The sequence below is a fragment of the Pseudobutyrivibrio xylanivorans genome (assembly GCF_010906925.1).
In the GTDB taxonomy this organism is placed as follows: Bacteria; Bacillota; Clostridia; order Lachnospirales; family Lachnospiraceae; genus Pseudobutyrivibrio.
Window position 1 is genome coordinate 207564 of sequence record NZ_VTVE01000001.1, and the last position, 20594, is coordinate 228157.

At 35.8% G+C, this 20594-nt stretch carries 26 protein-coding genes; all 26 read left to right on the forward strand.

Features of this window, described 5'->3' with window-relative positions; translation table 11 throughout:
- Positions 1 to 6: 6 nt before the first annotated feature.
- The 26 genes from F0Q01_RS00980 (at position 7) to F0Q01_RS01105 (ending at position 20566) form a co-directional block, all read left to right on the forward strand.
- Positions 7 to 795, forward strand: a complete 789-nt coding sequence (locus tag F0Q01_RS00980; protein WP_242941838.1) for an SMODS domain-containing nucleotidyltransferase — start codon at positions 7 to 9, stop codon at positions 793 to 795.
- Between the two features lie 12 nt (positions 796 to 807).
- Positions 808 to 1380: an SLATT domain-containing protein gene (locus F0Q01_RS00985; protein ID WP_090485239.1), complete on the forward strand. Its 573-nt coding sequence runs from the start codon at positions 808 to 810 to the stop codon at positions 1378 to 1380.
- 40 nt (positions 1381 to 1420) lie between these two features.
- The gene (locus tag F0Q01_RS00990) at positions 1421 to 2704 is read left to right on the forward strand and encodes a nucleotide-binding domain-containing protein (protein WP_090485242.1); all 1284 of its coding nucleotides are present in this window, start codon (positions 1421 to 1423) and stop codon (positions 2702 to 2704) included.
- Positions 2705 to 2721: 17 nt separating this feature from the next.
- Entirely contained in the window at positions 2722 to 3714 is a 993-nt protein-coding gene (locus tag F0Q01_RS00995) for a restriction endonuclease (protein WP_090485244.1), read from the forward strand.
- Positions 3715 to 3742: 28 nt separating this feature from the next.
- Positions 3743 to 4939 (forward strand): hypothetical protein, encoded by a 1197-nt coding sequence (locus tag F0Q01_RS01000; protein WP_090485247.1) that lies wholly within the window; start codon positions 3743 to 3745, stop codon positions 4937 to 4939.
- Positions 4940 to 4991: 52 nt separating this feature from the next.
- Positions 4992 to 5648: a hypothetical protein gene (locus F0Q01_RS01005; protein ID WP_163927089.1), complete on the forward strand. Its 657-nt coding sequence runs from the start codon at positions 4992 to 4994 to the stop codon at positions 5646 to 5648.
- Between the two features lie 86 nt (positions 5649 to 5734).
- Positions 5735 to 7687, forward strand: a complete 1953-nt coding sequence (locus F0Q01_RS01010; protein WP_163927091.1) for a retron Eco8 family effector endonuclease — start codon at positions 5735 to 5737, stop codon at positions 7685 to 7687.
- 237 nt (positions 7688 to 7924) lie between these two features.
- Positions 7925 to 8980, forward strand: coding sequence for a reverse transcriptase family protein (locus F0Q01_RS01015; protein ID WP_163927093.1), 1056 nt, complete (start codon positions 7925 to 7927; stop codon positions 8978 to 8980).
- 158 nt (positions 8981 to 9138) lie between these two features.
- The gene (locus tag F0Q01_RS01020) at positions 9139 to 9705 is read left to right on the forward strand and encodes a hypothetical protein (RefSeq protein ID WP_143096628.1); all 567 of its coding nucleotides are present in this window, start codon (positions 9139 to 9141) and stop codon (positions 9703 to 9705) included.
- Positions 9681 to 11231 (forward strand): hypothetical protein, encoded by a 1551-nt coding sequence (locus tag F0Q01_RS01025; RefSeq protein WP_143096629.1) that lies wholly within the window; start codon positions 9681 to 9683, stop codon positions 11229 to 11231. The genes F0Q01_RS01020 and F0Q01_RS01025 overlap by 25 nt, the downstream gene beginning before the upstream one ends.
- Before the next feature lie 272 nt (positions 11232 to 11503).
- On the forward strand, positions 11504 to 11785 hold the full coding sequence (locus F0Q01_RS01030) for an HNH endonuclease (RefSeq protein ID WP_090485269.1): 282 nt from the start codon (positions 11504 to 11506) through the stop codon (positions 11783 to 11785).
- Between the two features lie 166 nt (positions 11786 to 11951).
- Positions 11952 to 12677 carry a hypothetical protein gene (locus tag F0Q01_RS01035; protein WP_090485272.1) on the forward strand — a complete coding sequence of 242 codons (726 nt, stop codon included), beginning with the start codon at positions 11952 to 11954 and terminating at the stop codon, positions 12675 to 12677.
- Positions 12678 to 12689: 12 nt separating this feature from the next.
- Positions 12690 to 13100, forward strand: a complete 411-nt coding sequence (locus F0Q01_RS01040; RefSeq protein WP_090485275.1) for a peptide deformylase — start codon at positions 12690 to 12692, stop codon at positions 13098 to 13100.
- A 109-nt stretch (positions 13101 to 13209) separates the two neighbouring features.
- Positions 13210 to 13413 (forward strand): hypothetical protein, encoded by a 204-nt coding sequence (locus tag F0Q01_RS01045; RefSeq protein ID WP_090485278.1) that lies wholly within the window; start codon positions 13210 to 13212, stop codon positions 13411 to 13413.
- Positions 13414 to 13532: 119 nt separating this feature from the next.
- Positions 13533 to 14855 (forward strand): ATP-binding protein, encoded by a 1323-nt coding sequence (locus tag F0Q01_RS01050; RefSeq protein ID WP_090155866.1) that lies wholly within the window; start codon positions 13533 to 13535, stop codon positions 14853 to 14855.
- 50 nt (positions 14856 to 14905) lie between these two features.
- Positions 14906 to 15469: a cyclophilin-like fold protein gene (locus F0Q01_RS01055; protein WP_090485281.1), complete on the forward strand. Its 564-nt coding sequence runs from the start codon at positions 14906 to 14908 to the stop codon at positions 15467 to 15469.
- A 31-nt stretch (positions 15470 to 15500) separates the two neighbouring features.
- Positions 15501 to 15722, forward strand: coding sequence for a DUF6485 family protein (locus F0Q01_RS01060; protein ID WP_090485283.1), 222 nt, complete (start codon positions 15501 to 15503; stop codon positions 15720 to 15722).
- A 141-nt stretch (positions 15723 to 15863) separates the two neighbouring features.
- Entirely contained in the window at positions 15864 to 16298 is a 435-nt protein-coding gene (locus F0Q01_RS01065) for a GNAT family N-acetyltransferase (RefSeq protein ID WP_090485285.1), read from the forward strand.
- 37 nt (positions 16299 to 16335) lie between these two features.
- Entirely contained in the window at positions 16336 to 16512 is a 177-nt protein-coding gene (locus tag F0Q01_RS01070) for a hypothetical protein (RefSeq protein WP_177209262.1), read from the forward strand.
- Between the two features lie 534 nt (positions 16513 to 17046).
- The gene (locus tag F0Q01_RS01075) at positions 17047 to 17340 is read left to right on the forward strand and encodes a HigA family addiction module antitoxin (RefSeq protein ID WP_090485287.1); all 294 of its coding nucleotides are present in this window, start codon (positions 17047 to 17049) and stop codon (positions 17338 to 17340) included.
- A gap of 21 nt (positions 17341 to 17361) precedes the next feature.
- Complete coding sequence (locus tag F0Q01_RS01080) at positions 17362 to 17565, forward strand: helix-turn-helix domain-containing protein (protein ID WP_090485291.1); 204 nt, start codon at positions 17362 to 17364, stop codon at positions 17563 to 17565.
- A gap of 94 nt (positions 17566 to 17659) precedes the next feature.
- On the forward strand, positions 17660 to 18424 hold the full coding sequence (locus tag F0Q01_RS01085; protein ID WP_090485295.1) for an NUDIX hydrolase: 765 nt from the start codon (positions 17660 to 17662) through the stop codon (positions 18422 to 18424).
- Positions 18421 to 18609, forward strand: coding sequence for a hypothetical protein (locus F0Q01_RS01090; RefSeq protein WP_090485298.1), 189 nt, complete (start codon positions 18421 to 18423; stop codon positions 18607 to 18609). Before F0Q01_RS01085 ends, F0Q01_RS01090 begins: the two co-directional genes overlap by 4 nt.
- A 116-nt stretch (positions 18610 to 18725) precedes the next feature.
- Positions 18726 to 19268 (forward strand): nucleotidyltransferase domain-containing protein, encoded by a 543-nt coding sequence (locus F0Q01_RS13815; protein WP_242941815.1) that lies wholly within the window; start codon positions 18726 to 18728, stop codon positions 19266 to 19268.
- On the forward strand, positions 19253 to 19657 hold the full coding sequence (locus tag F0Q01_RS01100) for a HEPN domain-containing protein (protein ID WP_090485302.1): 405 nt from the start codon (positions 19253 to 19255) through the stop codon (positions 19655 to 19657). The genes F0Q01_RS13815 and F0Q01_RS01100 overlap by 16 nt, the downstream gene beginning before the upstream one ends.
- Positions 19658 to 20083: 426 nt before the next feature.
- Positions 20084 to 20566 (forward strand): MazG nucleotide pyrophosphohydrolase domain-containing protein, encoded by a 483-nt coding sequence (locus F0Q01_RS01105; RefSeq protein ID WP_090485305.1) that lies wholly within the window; start codon positions 20084 to 20086, stop codon positions 20564 to 20566.
- Positions 20567 to 20594: the final 28 nt, after the last annotated feature.

Here is a 20594-nt window from a genome sequence, read left to right on the forward strand (position 1 = left end):
TATACAATAGACGAAGGTACCAGAGGACAAATATCTTCGAGGTATCATAGAATAACAAAAGCAGTTAATCAAGCATTTTGGGGCAGTAACAGCGATGTGGATCATAGTATTTATGTTGGTTCATATGGAAGAGGAACCGCAATAAATACCAGTGATTTGGATGTGCTCATTCAATTGCCTAATAGTGAATATGAGCGATTTTCTAGTATGTATGGAAATGGCCAATCACGTCTTCTTCAGGCGGTTAAAAATGCAGTGCGTGATACTTACCCTAATACTGATATCAGGGGAGATGGTCAAGTTGTCGTTGTAAGATTTACTGATGGAATGAAGTTTGAGATACTTCCAGCATTTAAAGTTCAGAATGGCTGGAATTATGATGAGACATATCGATATCCAGACACACATATGGGGGGTAATTGGATGACAACAAAGCCTAAAGCGGAGCAAAATGCTATGAAGCAAAAGAATAGCTGTACCAATGGTCTTTTATTTGATACATGTAAACACATCCGCTACATAAGGGATACGAAGTATTCTAGCTATCATCTGTCCGGGATTCTTATAGATTCATTTGTTTATGAAGCTATGGGAGGATGGCATTTTACTAGAGATGGGGAGGGCAATGTTCCATCGCAGATGACATATGAGGAAATGTTGCTCAAACATTACAATGAGATTTCTATGTATGGCATTTTTGCTCCAGGGCTTACAGCTCCAGGAAGTGGCCTGCAAGTTGATTCTACAAAAGGCTGGGATATTTTGGGAAAAGTATTAAATTATATGGCTAATTAAGGGGGCTAATTTATGAAAGAACAATATCAAAAACTATTAGATTTGGTAAGACAAAACTATGCAAGTATTGTTTGGACACATAAGATACAAGAACAACAGGCGGAGATTTACAAAGAAAAGTATAGATTCATTGAGTGCATTAATATCTTTACTGCAGCACTTACATCTTGTGGTGTTTTTTCAACTTTTTATCAAGATCATTTGTGGGTAAAGGTGATAACTATACTTTTGTCGTTTTCAACACTTTTCATAACGGCATATTTAAAAAGTTTTGATTTAAAGAGTATGGCAGAAGAAAATAAAGACTATGCTAATAAATTCCTTGTTGTAAGAAATAAAATGCTTAGTATCATTGCAGAGATTCATATGATGAAAAATTCTGTAGAAGGAATTCAGGAGAAGTATGAACTTATATTAAGTGAGTCAAATGAAATATACATATCTGCGCCATCAACAAGTAATAAAGCTGTTAAGAGAGCAAAAATAAGATTAGAAGTGGAAAAAGATTATACATTTTCAGATGAAGAAATTGATAGATTTTTACCTGAGTCATTAAGGGGAAAAATAAAAGACGATGACAAATAATGATGAATAGTGGTAATTAATTTGAAGGGAGAGGGTGTTGTTGTCACTTAGTAGTGATTTTAAAGAGTTTTGTAAAAATATAAAGCTGGATGATAGTGCAATGAGGACTACAGCTAGGGAGATATCCAAAAAGCTCAATAAAGAATACTATGATATTTCCGGAGAAGAGACCGAGCATATGTATATTGTCGGATCTGTAGGAAGAAAAACAGCTATAAAGGGAAGTAGTGATCTCGATTTACTTTTTGTTCTACCAGACGATGTTTATGACAAATATAATGGGTATGAGAGCGGCGGTCAGTCTCAGTTACTGCAGGAAGTGAAAAATGTTTTAAAAGAACGATATCCCAAGACTGATATAAGTGGAGATGGTCAGGTCGTTGTAATTGAGTTTGATGCATACACGGTTGAACTTGTTCCTGCTTTTATAAATGACGCAAGTTCATTTATTTACCCAGATACTCATGATGGTGGGAGCTGGAAGGTTACGAAGCCGTTATTGGAACAAGCTGCATGTGATGATTATGATGATTCATCTAATGGTGCATTTCGAGATTTTGCAGGTATTTTGAGAGCCTGGAAAAACAATATTGGTTTTTCTTTTAGTGGATTACTAATTGATTCGCTAGTTGCAGAATTCTTTGAAAAAAATGATTTGTTTGAAGGTGCTACCTATTACGACTACAGAGAGATGCTTTTAAATCTGTTTGGGTTCTTAAAGGATGAAAAATCCAATCAGAGTTATTGGTTTGCGTTGGGGAGCAATCAACATGTTTCGGATAAAGGAAATGGAAAGTTCGTAAAAAAAGCTCAGATAGCTTATGAAAAACTCAAAGAATCAAGTGATGATAACTTAAATGAAGCGCTTAGTGAAATATTGGGATGTGATTTTCCAAAATCTGATAAAGCAGTTAGAGCGTATAACTTGAGTAATTACAAGAATACGGAAGAGTTTATAAAAGATAAATTCCCTGTGGACATTGTTTATAATCTTAGGATTGATTGCGAAGTGAAGCAAGATGGCTGGAGAACGAACTTGCTTTCAAAAATTATTAAAGATGATGGTTTCTTGAAGATAGATAAAAGCTTGGAGTTTATGATTATGTCCACAGATTGTCCGCAGCCCTATGATATATATTGGAAGGTGAGAAACGTGGGTGATGAAGCAGAGCGAAGAGATGATATAAGAGGTCAAATTGTAAAGGGACGGTCATCCCACACCGAACATTCTAGATACAAAGGCCCACATTATACTGAATGTTATATTGTTAAACATGGTGTTTGCGTGGCAAAAGCAAGGATTAATGTTCCGATTAGTGGATAGAAATTAAGGAGAAGATTATGGCAGAAGGAAAAGTAGTATGGGGAATCCATACATTAAGAGATGATTTATTTGTTCCAAATGGAATTATAGGTATTGGCTGGGAAGAAATAGGCGATATTAAACTTGCTGGTGACAGCCGTGATACCATTAAGTTGACGTATGCAAGAGTGTACCCAGATGCTACACCAGGTTCTGTTGCTACATGTGTAGGTATGCTGTATAGATTTGTCTATGAGGTTCAAGTCGGTGATTATGTAGTATATCCTTCTAAGGCTGATCGCAAGATTAATATTGGAATTATTGAGAGTGATTATTATTACGATGATTCAGAAGTACAGTACACAAATAGACGTAAGGTAAAATGGTTAAAGAGTTTTCCGCGTACTGATTTCTCACAGGGGGCGTTGTATGAAGTTGGTTCAGCTTTAACTTTCTTCCAGGTTAAGAATTATGCAGATGAATTCTTAGCTGCATTAGATGGGAAAAAAGCTATGCTTGATACTACAATTGATGAGTCTATAGGAGCAACTGCTGATGACATTCAGGAGATTACCAAAGACTTTGTTTTAAAAGAGCTTAGCAAGAAACTTAAGGGATACGATTTCGAACACTTTGTAGCAAATCTTTTGAATGCTATGGGCTATAGAACAAAGGTGTCTAAACAAGGTGGAGATAGTGGGATTGATATCGTTGCCTACAAGGATGAGTTTCCGCCTCGTATTTGCGTACAGGTTAAGAGCATTGATGGTGATATTAAAGAGACTACTATACAATCCTTGCGTGGAGCAATGAGCGAAGGTGATTATGGTGTTTTTGTAACACTATCTGATTACACACTTAATGCCAAGGCATATTTGGAACAGCATCCAATTATAAGGGGAATCAATGGTTCTGAGTTGGTAGATTTGGTTCTACGTTATTATGATAAGTTAGATGATAAATATCAGGATATTATTCCTTTGAAGCAGGTTTATATTCCTGTATTAAAAGAAGAAACTGGGATTGATTAGTAAGATGGATTATTGGTGGTAGAAATTTATGTCTATACATTCTAACGAATTAATAAATGATAAAAAAGAAATATCAACTATAACAGAACAATTGTTGTTAGATGTCAGAACTGAAGAGATTCCAAAAGATAGAAGTATTGCTGTGCCTATAGCTCAACTTTCTACACTTGGCGCAGCTGTTTCAACTTTAATTCCAGCATTGAATACAATTACTAATACCACAACGATGGATATGAGTGGTTTGTATCGGCTTGCAAATAAAAGTGTTGGGGATACTTTAAAGGCTGCCCAAAATGGTAATTTCTGGGGCGCACTTAAAACGGCTGAGGGAAAATCAAAATTTGCGCAACTTTCCAATGCAGATCCAATTTCAACAACAAATACTATAGTTATGAATGCAAATCCCGCTATGATTATGATGTCTATAGCTCTTTTTTCTATTGAAAAAGAATTAGGAAATATCGCAGATATGGAGAAGCAGATTCTTTCATTTCTTCAGATTGAAAAGGAGTCTGAAATTGAAGCGGATGTAGTGACACTAAATACAATTATTAGTAAGTATAAATATAATTGGGATAATGAGCATTATATTGCCAGCAATCATAAGATGGTTCTTGATATTCAGAGGACAGCGAGAAAGAATATGATTTCTTTTCAAAAAAAAGTTGCTGAGACGTTGAATTCCAAAAAGTTTGTAATTGCACAAGGGCAAGTAAGCAATGCATTAAGAGATTTACTGAAAAAATTTAAGTACTATAGATTATCATTGTATACATTTTCTTTGGCTTCATTGGTAGAGATAATGCTGAGTGGAAATTTTAAAGAAGAAAATATCGAAGCATCTATCAGCGAAGTCAGAAAAAACACTGATGAGTATAGAGAATTATTTAGTGATTGTTCTGTTTTTTTGGAGAAATTATCAAAGGGTTCTTTAGAATCAAATGTTTTAAAAGGTCTTGGTGCCGCTAGTGATGTTATGGGAAAGTTTATCGGAAGTATTCCAAAGATCAAAGAAGGTCAGGTTGATGAATTCTTACAGGAAGCTGGAGGTAAACTTAAAACAAATGCATTAGGAATTAGCAATGAAGTAATAGAGTCTTTTTCAGAGGTTAGCAATCCAAATACTGGAGTGTTTATGCAAAAGATGGAAGATATGATTCAGATATACGATAAGACTACAGAAATATGCTTCGATAAAGAGAATATTTATTTGATTGCTGGATGATGGGTTTTGTTTGAAATGGATAAAACTTAATACGTGCTTTATAGTCAGATTTTTGGATAAAGTGGGGGTAAGAGAGCAGATGAAATTGCGCGAGCCATATAAAAATAAAACGAGAAAAAAATATACTGATGTATCAAAGTTTCTTAAGCAAGAATTCTCATTCAACACTTATGAAGATAGGAATGAAATACAAGCGAAATATCGATCTACTATTGATAATGAGAGTAGAGTTTGGCTTCTTTTTGCTTCTAAAGAATGCGAGAATTGGGAATGCTTACAAGTAGCACAAAGTAAAAATAATGTAAGTAGTGAAGTAAAAGACGTTATTCAATATATATTCTTAAATCTTCAGATAAACTATGATTTACTTGAAAAGAAGAATAGCTCTTTCTATGAAAAAGTACGACCTGTATCAACTAACGGATATAGTTACCGCGAGATTTTATATTCGTTTATAGGAAGGCAATTCAAGTATTTTAAGATATGTTTTTTGGATGTTGATAAATATTTAAACATTGTACCGAAAGAAGCTAATGTTACAGATGAGGAGCGCATAATAGAAATATGTAAGAATCAGTACGCTGAGGCGAAAATTGCTTATGAAACATTAGCTGTTTACTGGATGCAATATAATTCAGGGATAGATGGCCAAACAATTGCATACATTGCAGCCCATGAGGATGAGTTCGACGCTGAAAGCAATTATTAGATATATTTAAAATTACTGAAGGGGTGACAGAATAAAACCGCAAGAGTATAATTCGTATATACGTTAATCTAATTAGGAGACATGAGTTGGGTATAGAAAAAGTAAGTATTAACAATTTTAAATCATTGAAAAAGGTAAGCATTAGTTTTGCAGATGATGGTGTGACCTGTTTATTAGGGAAAAATGGATCAGGAAAAAGCTCTGTGATGAAGGCTATTAGTTATTTTTATAGTATTGCTAATAATCCGAATACTATTGAAAAAGTAATAGATAACAAAAACCCATTTATTCAAAAAGCATCAATTGAAATAGTTTTTGATATTTCGTTACAGTCGAATAATGATATATTTAAAGATTCTTTAAAAGTATATAGGGATTTCATTACTGTAAATAGGAAATTAGTAATAGGACTTACTCAATATAAAAATGGACTGATAGAATGGTCGCCTATAAACAATGTATATGCGGTGAAAAAAATATTATCAGTATTTCCTATATATTTTATCGATGCAAAGGAAATAACCGCTGATTCATGGAGCAATATATGGGATATTGTTAGTGAAATAGCTATAAGTATGTACGACGATGATGATGCGAAAAAAACACAGATAGTTGATGTATTTAAAAATATATATGGCGATAGATTTTCTAAAACATATGAAAAGCTCTTGAAGGCACTTAATGAAGAAAAAATTGACATCAAACAAAATGATTATAAAGCGAAATATAAAAATGCACTCATATCAAGTTTGGGAGGAGAGCAATTTATATATGATGATGAAAAATTTAATTATTATTCATATGGCATTAACTCGTTAAAATATTTGGCTTTATATATAAGACTGTTAACTGAGCTAACAGATGTATCATACAAAGAAGTATGTTTGCTTATAGATGAACCAGAAATAAGTTTACATCCACCGTATATAGACAGATTGGCCGAATATTTTATAAGTAAGCGAAAAATGCAGTATATGGTAGTTACACATTCTCCACATTTTTTAGCTAACCTACTTAACTACAACCGAAAGGCAACTTTTTATAAAATATATAACGAAGAAGGTTATGCACAAGTGGAGGGTTATAAGTTCCCATTCGAGTCCGCTAAATGGCCGATTGGAGATAACGAAACGGTCCCATTTTTCTCTAATGCAGTTGTTTTTGTAGAAGGTACTAGTGAAATGCAGCTGTTCTACAATAAAGCTTTAAGGACACTTTTTCCAGTATTAGAAGAAGTTTCCTTTTTTTCAACTAATTCTGATGATTCGGCAACTAGAGCTATTTTGTCAAAAGGAAAGAATAAGGCAATTCCATATTTTGTGCTTGTTGATATGGATAAAATTATTGTTTATGCGGAGTCAAAGAAAAAGTTTAAGCAAAATAATAACAATGAAACTGTTAACCCATTAAAAAGTGAAGACATAAACTTGAGGGAAAAATTTTATTATCCGGGAAAGTTTAGAACTAATACTACAAATCTTAGAAGTAAAATTAACATTGAATTAGAAAGGCTTTACCCAGTGACACAAGAAGAATTCATTATAACAGATAGAAATTTTGATATTTTGATTGATAATATAAAAAATTATTGCCTCCAATATCAAGTTTATCCATTGAAAACAACAGTTGAAGGGTTGTTGATTAACCAGAATTCTTACAATGCTTTTATGGAATGGATTAAAAGTGATGATTCACAAAAATATAATGAAGTGCATAATAATTTGGAGGCTTATTCAGATGCTAAAAAGTTATGTGTGCTACGTTGTCTATATCAGGGTAAGCTAGACATTCTAAAAAAACCATTTGAAAACAAGACGAAATTTGTGGATGATGATACATATGATTTTATAACTAGATATTCAATAGGTACAAAAACGGAGTGGATTGATAGATATATGAGTTGGATTATTCGGGAATGGCTAAAAGAATATAATGACGATTCTGATAAAAAAGTTAAGGAGATTTTTAAGTTATTTCCTGAACTCAAAGATATTGTAAACCTTATAGCTGGTATGGTAAAATATCGTAAATACGAATGAGTAGTAATGATTTGACTTAAGTGTACATAATAGTCGAAGTCTCGTTGTTTTATCTGTTTGAGTCTGACAAACTTAAACTATGTATAATAAACCGAGAAAGAGTATTGGCTAATTTGAACGTTTATTATTTTAACAAAAGTATGTTAAAGAGATACTTTGTTAACGTATTGTTACGTTCGCGTAGCGAAAATGAAGAGGTACTCATTTGTAAAGGCTTCAATTGTGAAGCCTTTTTTTATGGGAGATAATAATGGTATGAATGGATGGAATATACAGGATAAAGAGGATTTTTACAATAGAATAGGGGTAAAAACTGATTTGGAATTAAAGAGTTATGTTAGTTTCTTGGCAAAAAATAAATACTATAAACAATCAGTAGAAATACCAAAGAAAAATGGTACAAGATTAATCTATAATATTGATAAAACATCGGAGTTATATCGTATTCATAATAATTTGAAAAAGCAATATTTGGATAGAATCTATATATCAGATGCAGCCTACGGTTTTGTTAAAAAGAGAAGTTATTATGATTACTTAGTACCGCATTTAAACAAATATAAAAACAGGCATTATATGAGAATCGACATTTCATCATTTTTTGATTCAATTAAAAGCGAACATATTGAAAATGCTTTTGGGTTTATTTTAAAAGAATGTAAAGATAGGGATTATATAATAGAAAGGTTAAAAGAGATTTTTTTATACAATGGAACGCTGGCGCAAGGAACACCTATAGCACCTGCTGTCTCAAATATAGTATTTCGTGAATTGGACATAAGAATAGAAAAGTATTGCAATAAAAGAAAGGTTGTTTATACAAGATATGCAGATGATTTGCTTTTTTCTTCTGACGATAATACTGTGATGAGAAAAGACTTTTACAGAGGAATAAGAAAGATACTTGGCAGCCGTGGATTTAATATAAATGAAGACAAAACAATAAATATGTCCGATTCAATTGTCATGAACGGGATAGTTGTGGGAAAATCCATTCATTTATCAAGAAAAAAACTTAAACCAATTAGAACCATGTTGTTTGCTCTTAAGCTAGTAGAAAAAGAAAAGGATATCGAAAAATGTTTGAAATGTATTAATAACACCTTTCAAAAGGCTAAAATAGATAAGACTTTTAATAGTGCTATAGACGTAAGATTCTATCTTTGTGGATATCGCTCATATTTGATTCAAATTCTTAAATATTGTGAGGATATTAACATTGAAAATCGATTGAAAAAAATAATTAATAGTATTGAGTCTTATTTAAATGGTCCTAAAAAATCATTTTTATAACTCGAGGAATATAATAAGAACATTAGTGTCTGACCCCATTACAGAAATATTACATATTGTAATAAAAATTCAATGGTGTTAGGTCCCATATGCTTGAGATGTTGTAATAAGTAATAAATATGAAATGGGGGCAATTACCTTTACGCTAATATATTTGTATGATTAAAAAAGAGGATAGAATGATGAGTTTAAAAAATTTCAAAAGATTTGATATCGGAAAATTTATTTTTGGAGAGACGCTTACTGAACAGAAAAAACTTGATATGTTGAAGTGGACATTAAGTACCACTTTAACAGCGGTATTACCTTTTTTGGTTGCAGTATTTAAATGGACAGCAGAAAAGTTTAAAAATAGTTTTTTTTCTTATATTCCGCATATAGATACATTATTATTGTTGTATGCTGTCGCCTTGAACTGCTATATTTTGAAAAAGGAACTTGAGGGTTATCATAAAAATAAACTAATTGAAAGAGCTATATGTTTTTTTGGAGGAATAGTTGCACTTATTAGCGGCGGGTTTTATTGTTATCTTATAGGTGCAAAAATAGAAGAATTACATAGTAATGTATTAATTATAATTATTGTAGTTACTATTATTAATTTACTTTTAGGCATTCTTTACATAGGAAGTGATTATGTAAAGAAGCCTCAAATTGTAGTATGTAATGCAGAAGATAATTCTGTTATACCTCAAGAAAAATGTGTAGAAGAAAAGGATGCATAGATAAAATGATGCTAAAAATCGTAAAGCCTATTTTTAGATATATTATTATATTAGTGGTGTTATTTGCTGTCTTTTTTATTGCGGGATTAGTAGTGCAACTGAGGAATAATGCTGATTATAATCAGGCTAAACAATTATTTGATAAGCAAAGATATGATGAAGCATATATAATTTTTGAGAAACTTGATAGTTATAGTAACTCGCAAGAAATGGCTCAAAAATCATTTAATTTAGATAATATCCAAAAAGCAGAGGCAGAAATTTTGAATCAGAACTATGATATTGCGTTAGGGTATTTAAATGAAATTAAATCAGAGGATACTGATATTAATTCAAAAAAGAATGAGATGAAGTATTCGATAGCAGTATCATTGTTTGATGATGGTCAATATGAAGAAGCAAAGGAGGAATTTGAATCTATTATTGATTATTCGGATTCAAAGTTGTATTTGACTCAAATAGATATAAAAATGATTGATTCTAAAAAGGATGAATTATATATATCTGCTATAACGGACTTTAACGACGGAAATTATCAATTAGCTTTAAGTAAATTCATAGATATTGAGGATTATCAAGATGCAAGTTCATATATTAAAAAATGTGAAGATTACTTAAGGAGAATGGATTTAAATAGAACTGTTGCAGGAGGAGTCATAAATAGTGTTGCTATAACGTCAGGGGGAAAACTTTTATATACAGATAAAGATAATTCGGATTTTTCAAAAACTACGGATTGGGAAAATTTAGTAAGTGTTGATACTTATGGAAAAATAATTATTGCAATAGATGAAGATAAAAATCTTTATACCGCAGGAACATATGATAATGGTTCTAAAATAAAATTTGATAGAAATACAGGTTGCATAGATGTCGCTACAGGAGAGCAATTTGCAGTTGCTTTATACTCTGATGGAAAAGTTGAAGCGGAAGGGCATAATGATGATAAACAATGTGATATCGCAGATTGGGATGATTATTTTGTAGTTGATATTGATGCAGGGTGGCGTTTTGCAGTAGGGCTGACAAATGGAGGGGAGCTCTTATTTTCTGGTGTAAGCAAGAGTCAAGAGAGTGAATATATATCAGAAAAAGAATTATGGAAAGATGTAGTTTCAATTAGTGCCAGTGGTGGTGGCGAAACAGCTGTTGGTTCGAATAGGCATGGAAAAGGGCACACTGTTGGTTTGACTAAAGAGGGAAAAGTAGTAGCGGTTGGAGATAATTCGTATGGCCAATGTGATGTTGAAGATTGGAGTGATATAGTAAGGGTTTCTGCTGGAGATTGGTATACTATTGGAGTTAAAAGTGATGGAACTGTATTAATTACGGGTGAAAATAAGCCTAGAATGAAATATATAAATTCCGAAATATTTGAAAAAACTTATTACGATGTGGCAGCAGGATATGGTCAATCGTTATTTGTAACTAGCGGGGGTAGTCTTGATGCTTATGGATTTGATGATAACAATAAGCAATCAATAGCGGATTCTTGGGATGCCATAAAGGTAAAAAAATACAAATAGGGTTCTAGACAAAGATTTGTGTCTGTATTAGTTCAGAGATGATACAAATGTAATGGGTTAATGAACCTATGTTTATAAAACAATCAGTTGTTGCGGATTCATTTTTAACTTATAATGAAATCGACATTAGGAAAGGAGGAATTGCCTATGTACAATACCTCAAAATCCCTCCAGGAGATGGAGGCCTAATCTCGATTCGCGGGTTGAAGCGAAGCTTGCCCGCTCTTATATATTAGCTGCAGGGCGTGCTCTGCAGCACTTTTTATAAACACATGAAAAGAAGAAAACGTAAAGAAAATCTCAAGAATTTAATATGGGCCAAAACAAGTGGCATCTGTGCCAAGTGCGGAAGAACAGTTGAGGTAGATAAACGTACCATTGATCATTTCATACCTAAATATCATGGTGGCACAGATGATATTAGAAACCTTATTCCTCTGTGCAAGGCATGTAATAGAGCCAAGAGTTCTAGGCTTATGAGTATAGAGGAATGTTGTCCATTTCTGGATGAGGAATATAAGATAGAGATACGTAAATACGTAGGAAGAAAGTAATCCATCGGCGAAGCCGATTATAATCCTTCCTTGCGGGCGACAGCCCGTGGTCTGTGGAACTCGGGCAGACCTGCGAGTGGAGCGAGCTGCTAGGAATGGTAAAATATACATGAGATACAGCATTTATGTGTTGGGGAGTTGAGTTTATGAAAAAGGAGATTTTGAAATGAAAAAGAGAGTAATTGTAGTTGTTTTGATGGCATCAATGCTGGTTGGATGCAAAACTGCGTCTAAGGAAGAGGCAGCAATAGAGCCGGAAGAAGTGACTGTAGAGGAAAGCACTGAAGAGGCGGATGAGGCAGAAGAAAGAGAAGACGAGGGCGTTGAGACAGAGGAATCTTGGCGTGAGGCTTATTATGATTATCTGACCACAAATGAGGATGTAGCACCAGATGAAACGGGCAATCATGGATTACAAGTAACAATGATTTATTTAGATGACGATGATGTACCGGAGTTATTTATAGACACGGGAATGGAGGCCGGTGGAGAGATTATTGCAACTTATTACGATGGTGAAGTGGTAAGCTACAATTTCCCACGACTAGGTTCACAGTACATCGAAAGAAGTGGGCTTGTCTATACAAATACTGGGCATATGGATTACTACCCATTAACTATTACCAAGTTGGAAGATGGTGAGTTTAGGGAAATTGGTGTTGGACTTGCCTATCTTAGTGAGGCAGACAGGGAGCATTTGATTGCCGATGAGAATTATCCATATATATTGACTTATGAGTGGGAAGATGAGCTTGTGAGTGAAGAGCAGTTTAATGCTAATGTTGCTGAGATTTATGATATGGAGCAGAGCGTGTATCCGGAGGAGTTCGTTCCGTATGATGAGTTTTTGAAGGGGCTGAGGAAAGAGAAATTAGAAGAGGCCAATTATTAAGTGAGGTTATAGATGGTAAAAAAGATAGTAAGAGATCCACTTTTCCTACAGCAGAAATCTGAGCCAGCCACAGAGGCGGATGCTCAGGTGATTGTGGATTTGATGGATACATTAAAAGCAAATTTGGATAGATGTGTTGGCATGGCTGCCAACATGATAGGAGTGAAGAAGCAGATTATTGTTGTAGCTGCCGGGCCATTTATATTTCCCATGGTTAATCCTGTGATTACTGCAAAGAGTGGGAAGTATGAGACGGAAGAGAGCTGCCTATCGCTAGATGGAGTCCGTCCATGTGTGAGATACAAGGAAATCGAGGTGGATTACCTGGACCAGAACTTTAAACCACAGCATGGCAAGTACACAGGATTCACAGCCCAGATTATACAGCACGAGATACAGCATTTTAGTGGGGAGTTGATTTAGGGGAAGTGATGGACCAGGGGGACGGGGTTAGTGGACCATTATTAGCCAATGGAAAATAGTGTAAAAATAGTGTAATTTTAGTGGAGAAAAAGAGCTACTATTGTTGCTGTTGAAGAAATACAAGGGCGAGTTCACACCTATAGAAGTTAGCCGCGAGCTTGGGGTTACAAATAAGACTGTTATTAATCGATTAGCAGTGCTTGTTAAGATTGGATTCGTAGAACCTAATATGGTTAAAGAAAGAATTCGATCTTATGAATTAAGTTTTTTTGCAAAAGAGAATGAAAAGAGAATAAAGAAATTGCTTAAGTGATGGACCAGGAATGGTAAAAAAAGATAGTAAAAGTCCTATGGTTTTTGCAAATTGAATTGCGAAAGTCATAGGACTTTTGTTATAATTATTGCAAAAGAGATAGGAGTTGCAATGTCGTTATGTATAGAGAAATAATAAATGATTTGAAAAAATGGAGGGATAAGTCACGAAGGAAGCCGTTGATTCTTACTGGAGTAAGACAATGTGGAAAGACTTATATTGTGGATGAGTTTGCTCGTAGTAATTTTGAAAGTTATGTATATGTTAACTTTGAGTCTGAGGAGACTCTTTCTGCAATTTTCGATTACGACTTCGATGTGAATAGGATAATAAAGGAGTTGGAGCGTCATTTTAAGACAGAGATTATTCCTGGAAAAACGCTGGTTTTCTTTGATGAGATTCAAGAGTGTACCAGGGCAATAACCTCATTAAAATACTTTTGCGAGCAAATGAGGGATTTGCATATAGTATGTGCTGGGTCACTACTGGGAGTTGCCCTGAAGAAAAAACAGATTTCATTCCCCGTTGGTAAGGTAAACCGCTTACAGCTTTATCCAATGAGTTTTAAGGAATTTATAATTGCAAATGATAAAGCGGATTTGATTGACACTTTTAAAGAGTGGCCAACAGATCGTGAAATCCCTAAGTTATATACGGCTCAAATGGAGGAATTACTTAAGAATTACTATATCGTTGGGGGCATGCCAGAAGTTGTAAAGACTTGGATCGAAAACCATGATTACGAAGAGGTCGAAGAGGTTCAGAAGGAAATCTTAAATGATTATGCTGATGATTTTTCAAAGCATGCACCACTTACAGATATTCCAAAAATCAGATGGATCTGGGATTCGGTTCCAGTACAACTCGCAAAAGAGAATAATAAATTTATCTTTTCGCATGTAAAAGAGGGAAAACGTTCTGCAGAATTGGAGGATGCTTTACAGTGGCTAGTGGATGCAGGATTACTTATTAAGACCGAGTTGGTAGAAAAACCTGAAATACCTTTAGAAGGAGCCTCTGATAAAACCTATTTCAAAGTATATATGTCTGATGTTGGATTACTGCGGGCAAAATCAAAAGTATCCGTAAATACGATATTGGAAGAGTCTGACTTATATATTAGATATAAGGGCGCATTTGCAGAAAACTATGTTTTGAATGAATTAAAATCAATAGGGAAAGCTCCATTTTTCTGGCGTTCCGGAAACACGGCAGAGGTAGATTTCATTTACGAAGAAGAAGGAGAGATTGTACCAGTAGAGGTAAAAGCTGCAGATAATACACAAGCAAAGAGTTATAAGCAGTTTTGTAAAAAGTATCAACCAAAGAAAGGATTAAAACTTTCTAGGAAAAATATTGCTGAGAATCTTTGCGAGGCAACCTTAACATTTAATATTCCGCTGTATTTAGAATGGAATATTGATAGTTACATCAAGGGGTGATGGACCAGGGGGACGGGGTTAGTGGACCATTATTACAAGAGGAGGTTTTTATGAAGAATTTTCTAATGAAAAGAGTTAATGTGTGTGTGTGTGCTTTTATTTTAATAAGCAGCGCTTTATTTTCTGCATGTGGGAAGGATAATAATGAAGAGGCATCTGTAGTGTATTCAGAACTAAAAGCTGATGCTAGTGAGGAGCAAGATGTTGTTACTTCAAATATAGGAGATGAGCAAATGGCAAATGAAGAATTATCAAAAGGAATTATTAACATTTCGATTGATCATGTGGATCAAGCCGTTGAATGGGAAGATAATGAATCGGTTGAAGCCCTTGAAAATCTGATCGATGAAAAGGGTTCTTTGACGATTCAGATGAGGATGTATAGTGATTTTGAGCAGGTGGGTTCACTTGGAGCAGATATAACAAGTGACGATGTACAGATGACTACAGGGCCTGGAGATATTGTTCTTTATAATGGGAATCAGATTGTTATCTTTTATGGGTCAAACACTTGGGCATATACAAAACTTGGGAAGCTTAAGGCGTCGCAAGAGGAGCTGGAGAGTATGTTGGCCAATGGAGATGTGGAAGTGTTTCTTAGTTTGAGTGAATAGTACAAAAAAACATGAGAGGTGAAGTATAGATATGTCGGAGAATCAATCATCGGTTTCATTTTGCACATGCACAGACACGGCATGTCCATGTCATCCTACCAATCATGACAAGGGATGTACACCATGCATAGCCAAGAACTTGGCCCAGCGGGAGATACCTAGCTGCTTCTTTAAGAAGGCTGGTGGGCAGAAGCCTACGAAGGATTGGTACTTTGAGGATTTTGCGGCGCTGATAAATCTTAATGGAAAATAAAATTTTATAATACATCGGCGAAGCCGATTACAATCCTTCCTTGCGGGCGCTAGCCCGTGGTCTGTGGAGCTCGGGCAGACCTGGCCGCGGAGCGGGCTGCTAGGAATGGTAAAATACGTGTGTAAAATATAGGAGGCCAACATGGTACGAGAGGTTACATTTGAAGATTTAGATTCGATGCTGGAACTGTATCTTTTCCTTCATGAGAAGAGCATTCCGGAGCATGATGAACATCTTGCTGAGATTTGGGAGAAGATTCTTACTGACGAGGATTATCACCTGATTGTAAATGAAGTGGATGGCAAGATAGTGTCGTCATGCACCTGCATTATCATTCCGAATCTTACCTGGAATGTGAGACCATATGCCTTTGTGGAGAATGTGGTGACCCACGAGGATTACCGTAAATGCGGATATGCCAGGGCTTGCCTTGACTATGCGAAGAGCGTTGCCCAGGAGGCGGATTGCTATAAGATATTCCTGATGACTGGGGCGAAGGATGCCGAGACGCTGGGGTTCTATGAGCACGCTGGGTACAATAGTGGGGATAAGACTGGGTTTATTCAGTGGCTGTGATTGAAGTGCTTAAAAGGAGGCCTTGGAGGTGAGTAATATGAGCGATAACAGAGTATTTAATAGTATTATGACAGGTCTTAATGAAGCACTTGAGGATGCTCAGAGTGAAAAACCTATTCTTAAAAGACATAAGATTGTGGTAGAGCCTGTTAAAATATATGAAGCAGCAGGAGTTAAGAAAATAAGAAATTCAACTGGAGTGTCTCAGAAGTAATGGACCAGGGGGACGGGGTTAGTGGTCCATTACAATCCTTCCGTTAAAAGTGAACAGACTACAAATTAAGAAATAAGCGAATTCTTTACAAAAGACTATAATCTTGTTAACATACTTATACAAATAAGAGGTATTTGAGGTGGTAAATTTCGTTGCAACCACGCACCCTATGGGTCAAAAGAGATGTTACAGAGGCGACGGTAACCAAATATCTTTTAACGTAAGGACTCTGAGTATTCAGGGTCCTTTTTGATATCATCGGCGGAGCCGATTACAATCCTTCCTTTCTGTTTTGTTTGATAAGGGGATGGTAACGCATTTGTGTTTTGAATTTGTGAACGGGTTGAATATACGCGTTGCGGGTGGTATCATATATACGCGATGCGTGCTATGGCGCGCTTATATACATGATTGAAATGTACACGTGTAGCGTGTATAATGGAGTTACATTAATGATCAATTTCGCATATGTTTTACTGAAAAAGATAATGATTTTTATGATGTTGAAATTGTTGATTATCATTAGGAGGTCATATGGCTAGGCGAATTAGCACACCTACGGTTGGGGAAATATTAAAAGAAGAATTTATGGAACCTATGGGAATATCTGCTTATAAGTTGGCTCAAGATATTTTTGTGCCAACATCTAGAGTTCAGGATATTTTACATGATAGGAGAAAAATAACGGTTGATACATCTTTGAGGCTAGGAAAGTACTTCGGCGTTTCTGATGAATATTTCCTTAAGTTGCAAAACGACATTGATATTAGAACTACAAAATTAGCATTAAAAGATGAAATTGCTAAGATTGAGACTATAACAATGTAAATTTATGGAGCAATAAATATTATGGATGTTCAAAATAGAGACAATAAAGATGTTTTGATTGAGTTAAGAGAGAGTACGGGAATGACAAGACGCGAGTTTTGTGATTATTTCGGAATTCCATATCGAACCTTGCAGGATTGGGAACTTGGAAATAGAAAAATGCCGGATTATTTATTGAGACTCATGATTTATAAGATTAATGTAGAGAAGTTAATGAAAGATTAAACAGAAGGTTGTTTCTGCTCAGAAGCAAGTAATGGACCAGGGGGACGGGGTTAGTGGACCATTTACGGTTGAATTGTTGATGGAGGAGAATAAAATGGCAGACGAGATTTTTGACATCGTAGATGAAAATGGGCAGCCTACTGGCGAGAGGGTGACTAGGTCACAGGCTCATGCCAATGGCGTTAGACACAGAACTGCGCACATATGGGTGCTTCGGGAAAATGGGGACAAGACGGAGGTGCTACTGCAGAAGAGGGCACTTAACAAGGATTCTTTCCCTGGCAGATATGATACTTCATCAGCGGGCCATATCCAGGCGGGAGACGAGCCGCTGGAGTCGGCTATCAGAGAGTTATCGGAGGAGCTTGGTCTTCAGGTAGTGCCGGAGGATTTGCATTTTGCAGGGACATTTCCTATTCAGTATGAGAAGGAATTCCATGGGAAGCCCTTCAAGGACAATGAAATAGCGTTTGTGTATGTCTACGACGAGGAGGCAGGTATTGACGATATTACCATTCAGGAGGAAGAGCTGGATGGGGTGGAATGGTTTGAACTGGAAGAGGTGTACAGGGCTTGCCAGCCGCCGAGAGATGAGAAGTTTTGCGTGCCAATGGGTGGACTTGAGATAGTGCGAAGGTATGTGAAGGAGCGGAAGAGAAGATTCGATAGCGTGTTTTCATGCATGTGCATTGGCGTATTGATTGGCATCACAATCGGGGCAGCCTTTGGGGTTATTAATTACCGCATTGGAACATGGATGACTGTAGGGATGATGCTAGGATTGATTGGAGGATTTGTTGCTTCGCGAACTATTAGGAGAGAGGTTCCTGCTAAAAGTGAGCGTGGAGATGGCGAATGATGAACAAGGAAGGTAATTATAATATGTGCAAGGCTGTTATAGATTTGACTAATAAGGGTAGAGCGGAAGGCATAGCTTTTTCGATAAAGAGTATCATGCAATCATTTAACTATTCTTTTGAACAGGCATGTGCAGTACTTAAAATTGATGCCAAGGACATGGAACGATATAGAAAAATGATATAGTAGATTAGAAATGTTCAAGCCGCAATAGCTAATGCTACTGCGGCTTGTTTGATGGACCAGGGGCTATTTTGACAATTACACGATAGCGTGTTATAGTCAAAACAGAGGTGAAGATAATGGTAAGTTATTATACAGTAAATGAATTTTCTAATTTAACAGGTAAAGATCCTGGTAATATACGTAGAATGCTTATTAATGGTACATTGTCGGGGGAAAAGGTTGGTAGGCAGTGGCTCATTCCAAAGGATACAACGTTGCCAGCTGATAAAAGACTTAGAAGTGGAAAATATAGGAAGTGGAGACAGAAAGTTATGCTTAATCAGCATAATCCAGAGTTGATGCATTCGCTTAAGGAAATGTGTATAAAACTAAGTGAAACCTATGGGGCTAGTTTAGATAGTATAGTACTGTATGGTTCATACGCTAGAGGCGAAGAGACACCTGAATCAGATGTGGATATCGCAGTTATTCTTAAAGTTGGAAATACAGAAGAAATGCATGACAAAATGGTTGATATAGTTGTTGACTATGAATTGGATTTGGCAGTTACGTTATCTGTTGTTCCAATAGATTATGATCAATATGTGGAGTGGAATAAAACACTTCCTTTTTATAAAAATGTTGAGAAAGAGGGAATTATTTTATGGAAAGCAGCATGACTGAGTTAGCGAAGTATAGATTCGAGACAAGCCAAGAAGATTTGTATGACGAAAAGCTCATGTTTGAGAATGGAAGGTATAAAAATTCACTGAATAGAGGTTATTATGCAATATTTCATGCCATTAGAGCTGTCAATGCATTGGACGGTTTTGATAGTAGCAAACACAGTGGTGTTATAGCGCATTTTAATCAGGAGTATGTTAAAAGTGGAGTGTTTCCTAAAGAAGTTTCAAAACTAATAAAAGAGGCTTCTGAAAACAGAGAGAAAGCTGATTATTTGGACTTCTTTATTGCATCAAAAGATGAAGCTAAAAAACAAATTACAAGAGCAGAGAAAGTTATTGAATATATTGGTGACTATTTAAAAGGAAAAGGAGTATTAGAATAGAATTGGCCCATGGCGCGATGGACCAGGGGGACGGGGTTAGTGGTCCATTTTTCGAGAAAATGGGTTTTGAAACGGTCACTGTGGCATAACTTGAGAGCCGGAATTCAAAACCTACGGGTATAAAATGAAAATGGCGAATATACCCGTAGGGATTTGCGAGTTTTGCTGAGGTGGAGATGCCTTTGAGGAGCATGGATTGCTGGTTACTACCCAAGATGGAAGTGATGTCTATCATATGGGCTGAGATAATACACAGTGAGTGGATATTTTCAAAATTTTTACGGGCGATATGGAAAAAACGCTAAAAAACCCGTAGGTTTGACGAAATGGTACATGGAAGAGATATAAATGTGATATATTAATTATAAAATTGAAGCCGCAATAGCATGAGCTACTGCGGCTTGTTTAAAAATTTTAGGAGATAATATGGCACAGATAGATAGACTAAAGGAAATAGTTGAGACTTTAAGGAGCGAGACTGGCTGTCCATGGGACAGAGCGCAGACCCACACTAGTCTCAAGCCAGAGGTAATTGAGGAAGCTGCCGAGGTGGTCAGTGGAATTAACATTCTTGAAAGAACAAATGATGCGGAGAATCTAAAGGAAGAGTTAGGGGATTTGCTTTTGCAGGTGATGTTTCACAGTGTGATAGCAGAAGAGGAAGGCCTATTTACATTTGAAGATGTTTGCCAGGTTGTCGCTGATAAGATGGTGCGGAGGCATCCTCATGTGTTTAGTGGCGTATCCTACTCGTCTAGGGAAGAGCAACATGCTGCTTGGGAAGAGATAAAGAAGGCGGAGAAAGCTGGAAAAGAATGGTACGCTGATTATCTCCCAGAAGCATTTAAGGAGGCGCAGCAGCTTATTGAGCAGGCGAAGGCTAGAAAAGGACTAGAGGGACGGGGTTAGTGGACCATTGTTACAAGAGGTGATTTTT

Coding starts and splice junctions, on each gene's coding strand:
- F0Q01_RS01050 (WP_090155866.1), top strand. CDS start 13,533: ATGTATAGAGAAATAATAAATGATTTGAAAAAATGGAGGGATAAGTCA.
- F0Q01_RS00995 (WP_090485244.1), top strand. CDS start 2,722: ATGGCAGAAGGAAAAGTAGTATGGGGAATCCATACATTAAGAGATGAT.
- F0Q01_RS01055 (WP_090485281.1), top strand. CDS start 14,906: ATGAAGAATTTTCTAATGAAAAGAGTTAATGTGTGTGTGTGTGCTTTT.
- F0Q01_RS01070 (WP_177209262.1), top strand. CDS start 16,336: ATGAGCGATAACAGAGTATTTAATAGTATTATGACAGGTCTTAATGAA.
- F0Q01_RS01030 (WP_090485269.1), top strand. CDS start 11,504: ATGAAAAGAAGAAAACGTAAAGAAAATCTCAAGAATTTAATATGGGCC.
- F0Q01_RS01105 (WP_090485305.1), top strand. CDS start 20,084: ATGGCACAGATAGATAGACTAAAGGAAATAGTTGAGACTTTAAGGAGC.
- F0Q01_RS01000 (WP_090485247.1), top strand. CDS start 3,743: ATGTCTATACATTCTAACGAATTAATAAATGATAAAAAAGAAATATCA.
- F0Q01_RS01075 (WP_090485287.1), top strand. CDS start 17,047: ATGGCTAGGCGAATTAGCACACCTACGGTTGGGGAAATATTAAAAGAA.
- F0Q01_RS01060 (WP_090485283.1), top strand. CDS start 15,501: ATGTCGGAGAATCAATCATCGGTTTCATTTTGCACATGCACAGACACG.
- F0Q01_RS01100 (WP_090485302.1), top strand. CDS start 19,253: ATGGAAAGCAGCATGACTGAGTTAGCGAAGTATAGATTCGAGACAAGC.
- F0Q01_RS01035 (WP_090485272.1), top strand. CDS start 11,952: ATGAAAAAGAGAGTAATTGTAGTTGTTTTGATGGCATCAATGCTGGTT.
- F0Q01_RS01015 (WP_163927093.1), top strand. CDS start 7,925: ATGGGAGATAATAATGGTATGAATGGATGGAATATACAGGATAAAGAG.
- F0Q01_RS01020 (WP_143096628.1), top strand. CDS start 9,139: ATGATTAAAAAAGAGGATAGAATGATGAGTTTAAAAAATTTCAAAAGA.
- F0Q01_RS01025 (WP_143096629.1), top strand. CDS start 9,681: ATGTGTAGAAGAAAAGGATGCATAGATAAAATGATGCTAAAAATCGTA.
- F0Q01_RS01085 (WP_090485295.1), top strand. CDS start 17,660: ATGGCAGACGAGATTTTTGACATCGTAGATGAAAATGGGCAGCCTACT.
- F0Q01_RS13815 (WP_242941815.1), top strand. CDS start 18,726: ATGGTAAGTTATTATACAGTAAATGAATTTTCTAATTTAACAGGTAAA.
- F0Q01_RS01080 (WP_090485291.1), top strand. CDS start 17,362: ATGGATGTTCAAAATAGAGACAATAAAGATGTTTTGATTGAGTTAAGA.
- F0Q01_RS00985 (WP_090485239.1), top strand. CDS start 808: ATGAAAGAACAATATCAAAAACTATTAGATTTGGTAAGACAAAACTAT.
- F0Q01_RS01040 (WP_090485275.1), top strand. CDS start 12,690: ATGGTAAAAAAGATAGTAAGAGATCCACTTTTCCTACAGCAGAAATCT.
- F0Q01_RS01090 (WP_090485298.1), top strand. CDS start 18,421: ATGATGAACAAGGAAGGTAATTATAATATGTGCAAGGCTGTTATAGAT.
- F0Q01_RS01065 (WP_090485285.1), top strand. CDS start 15,864: ATGGTACGAGAGGTTACATTTGAAGATTTAGATTCGATGCTGGAACTG.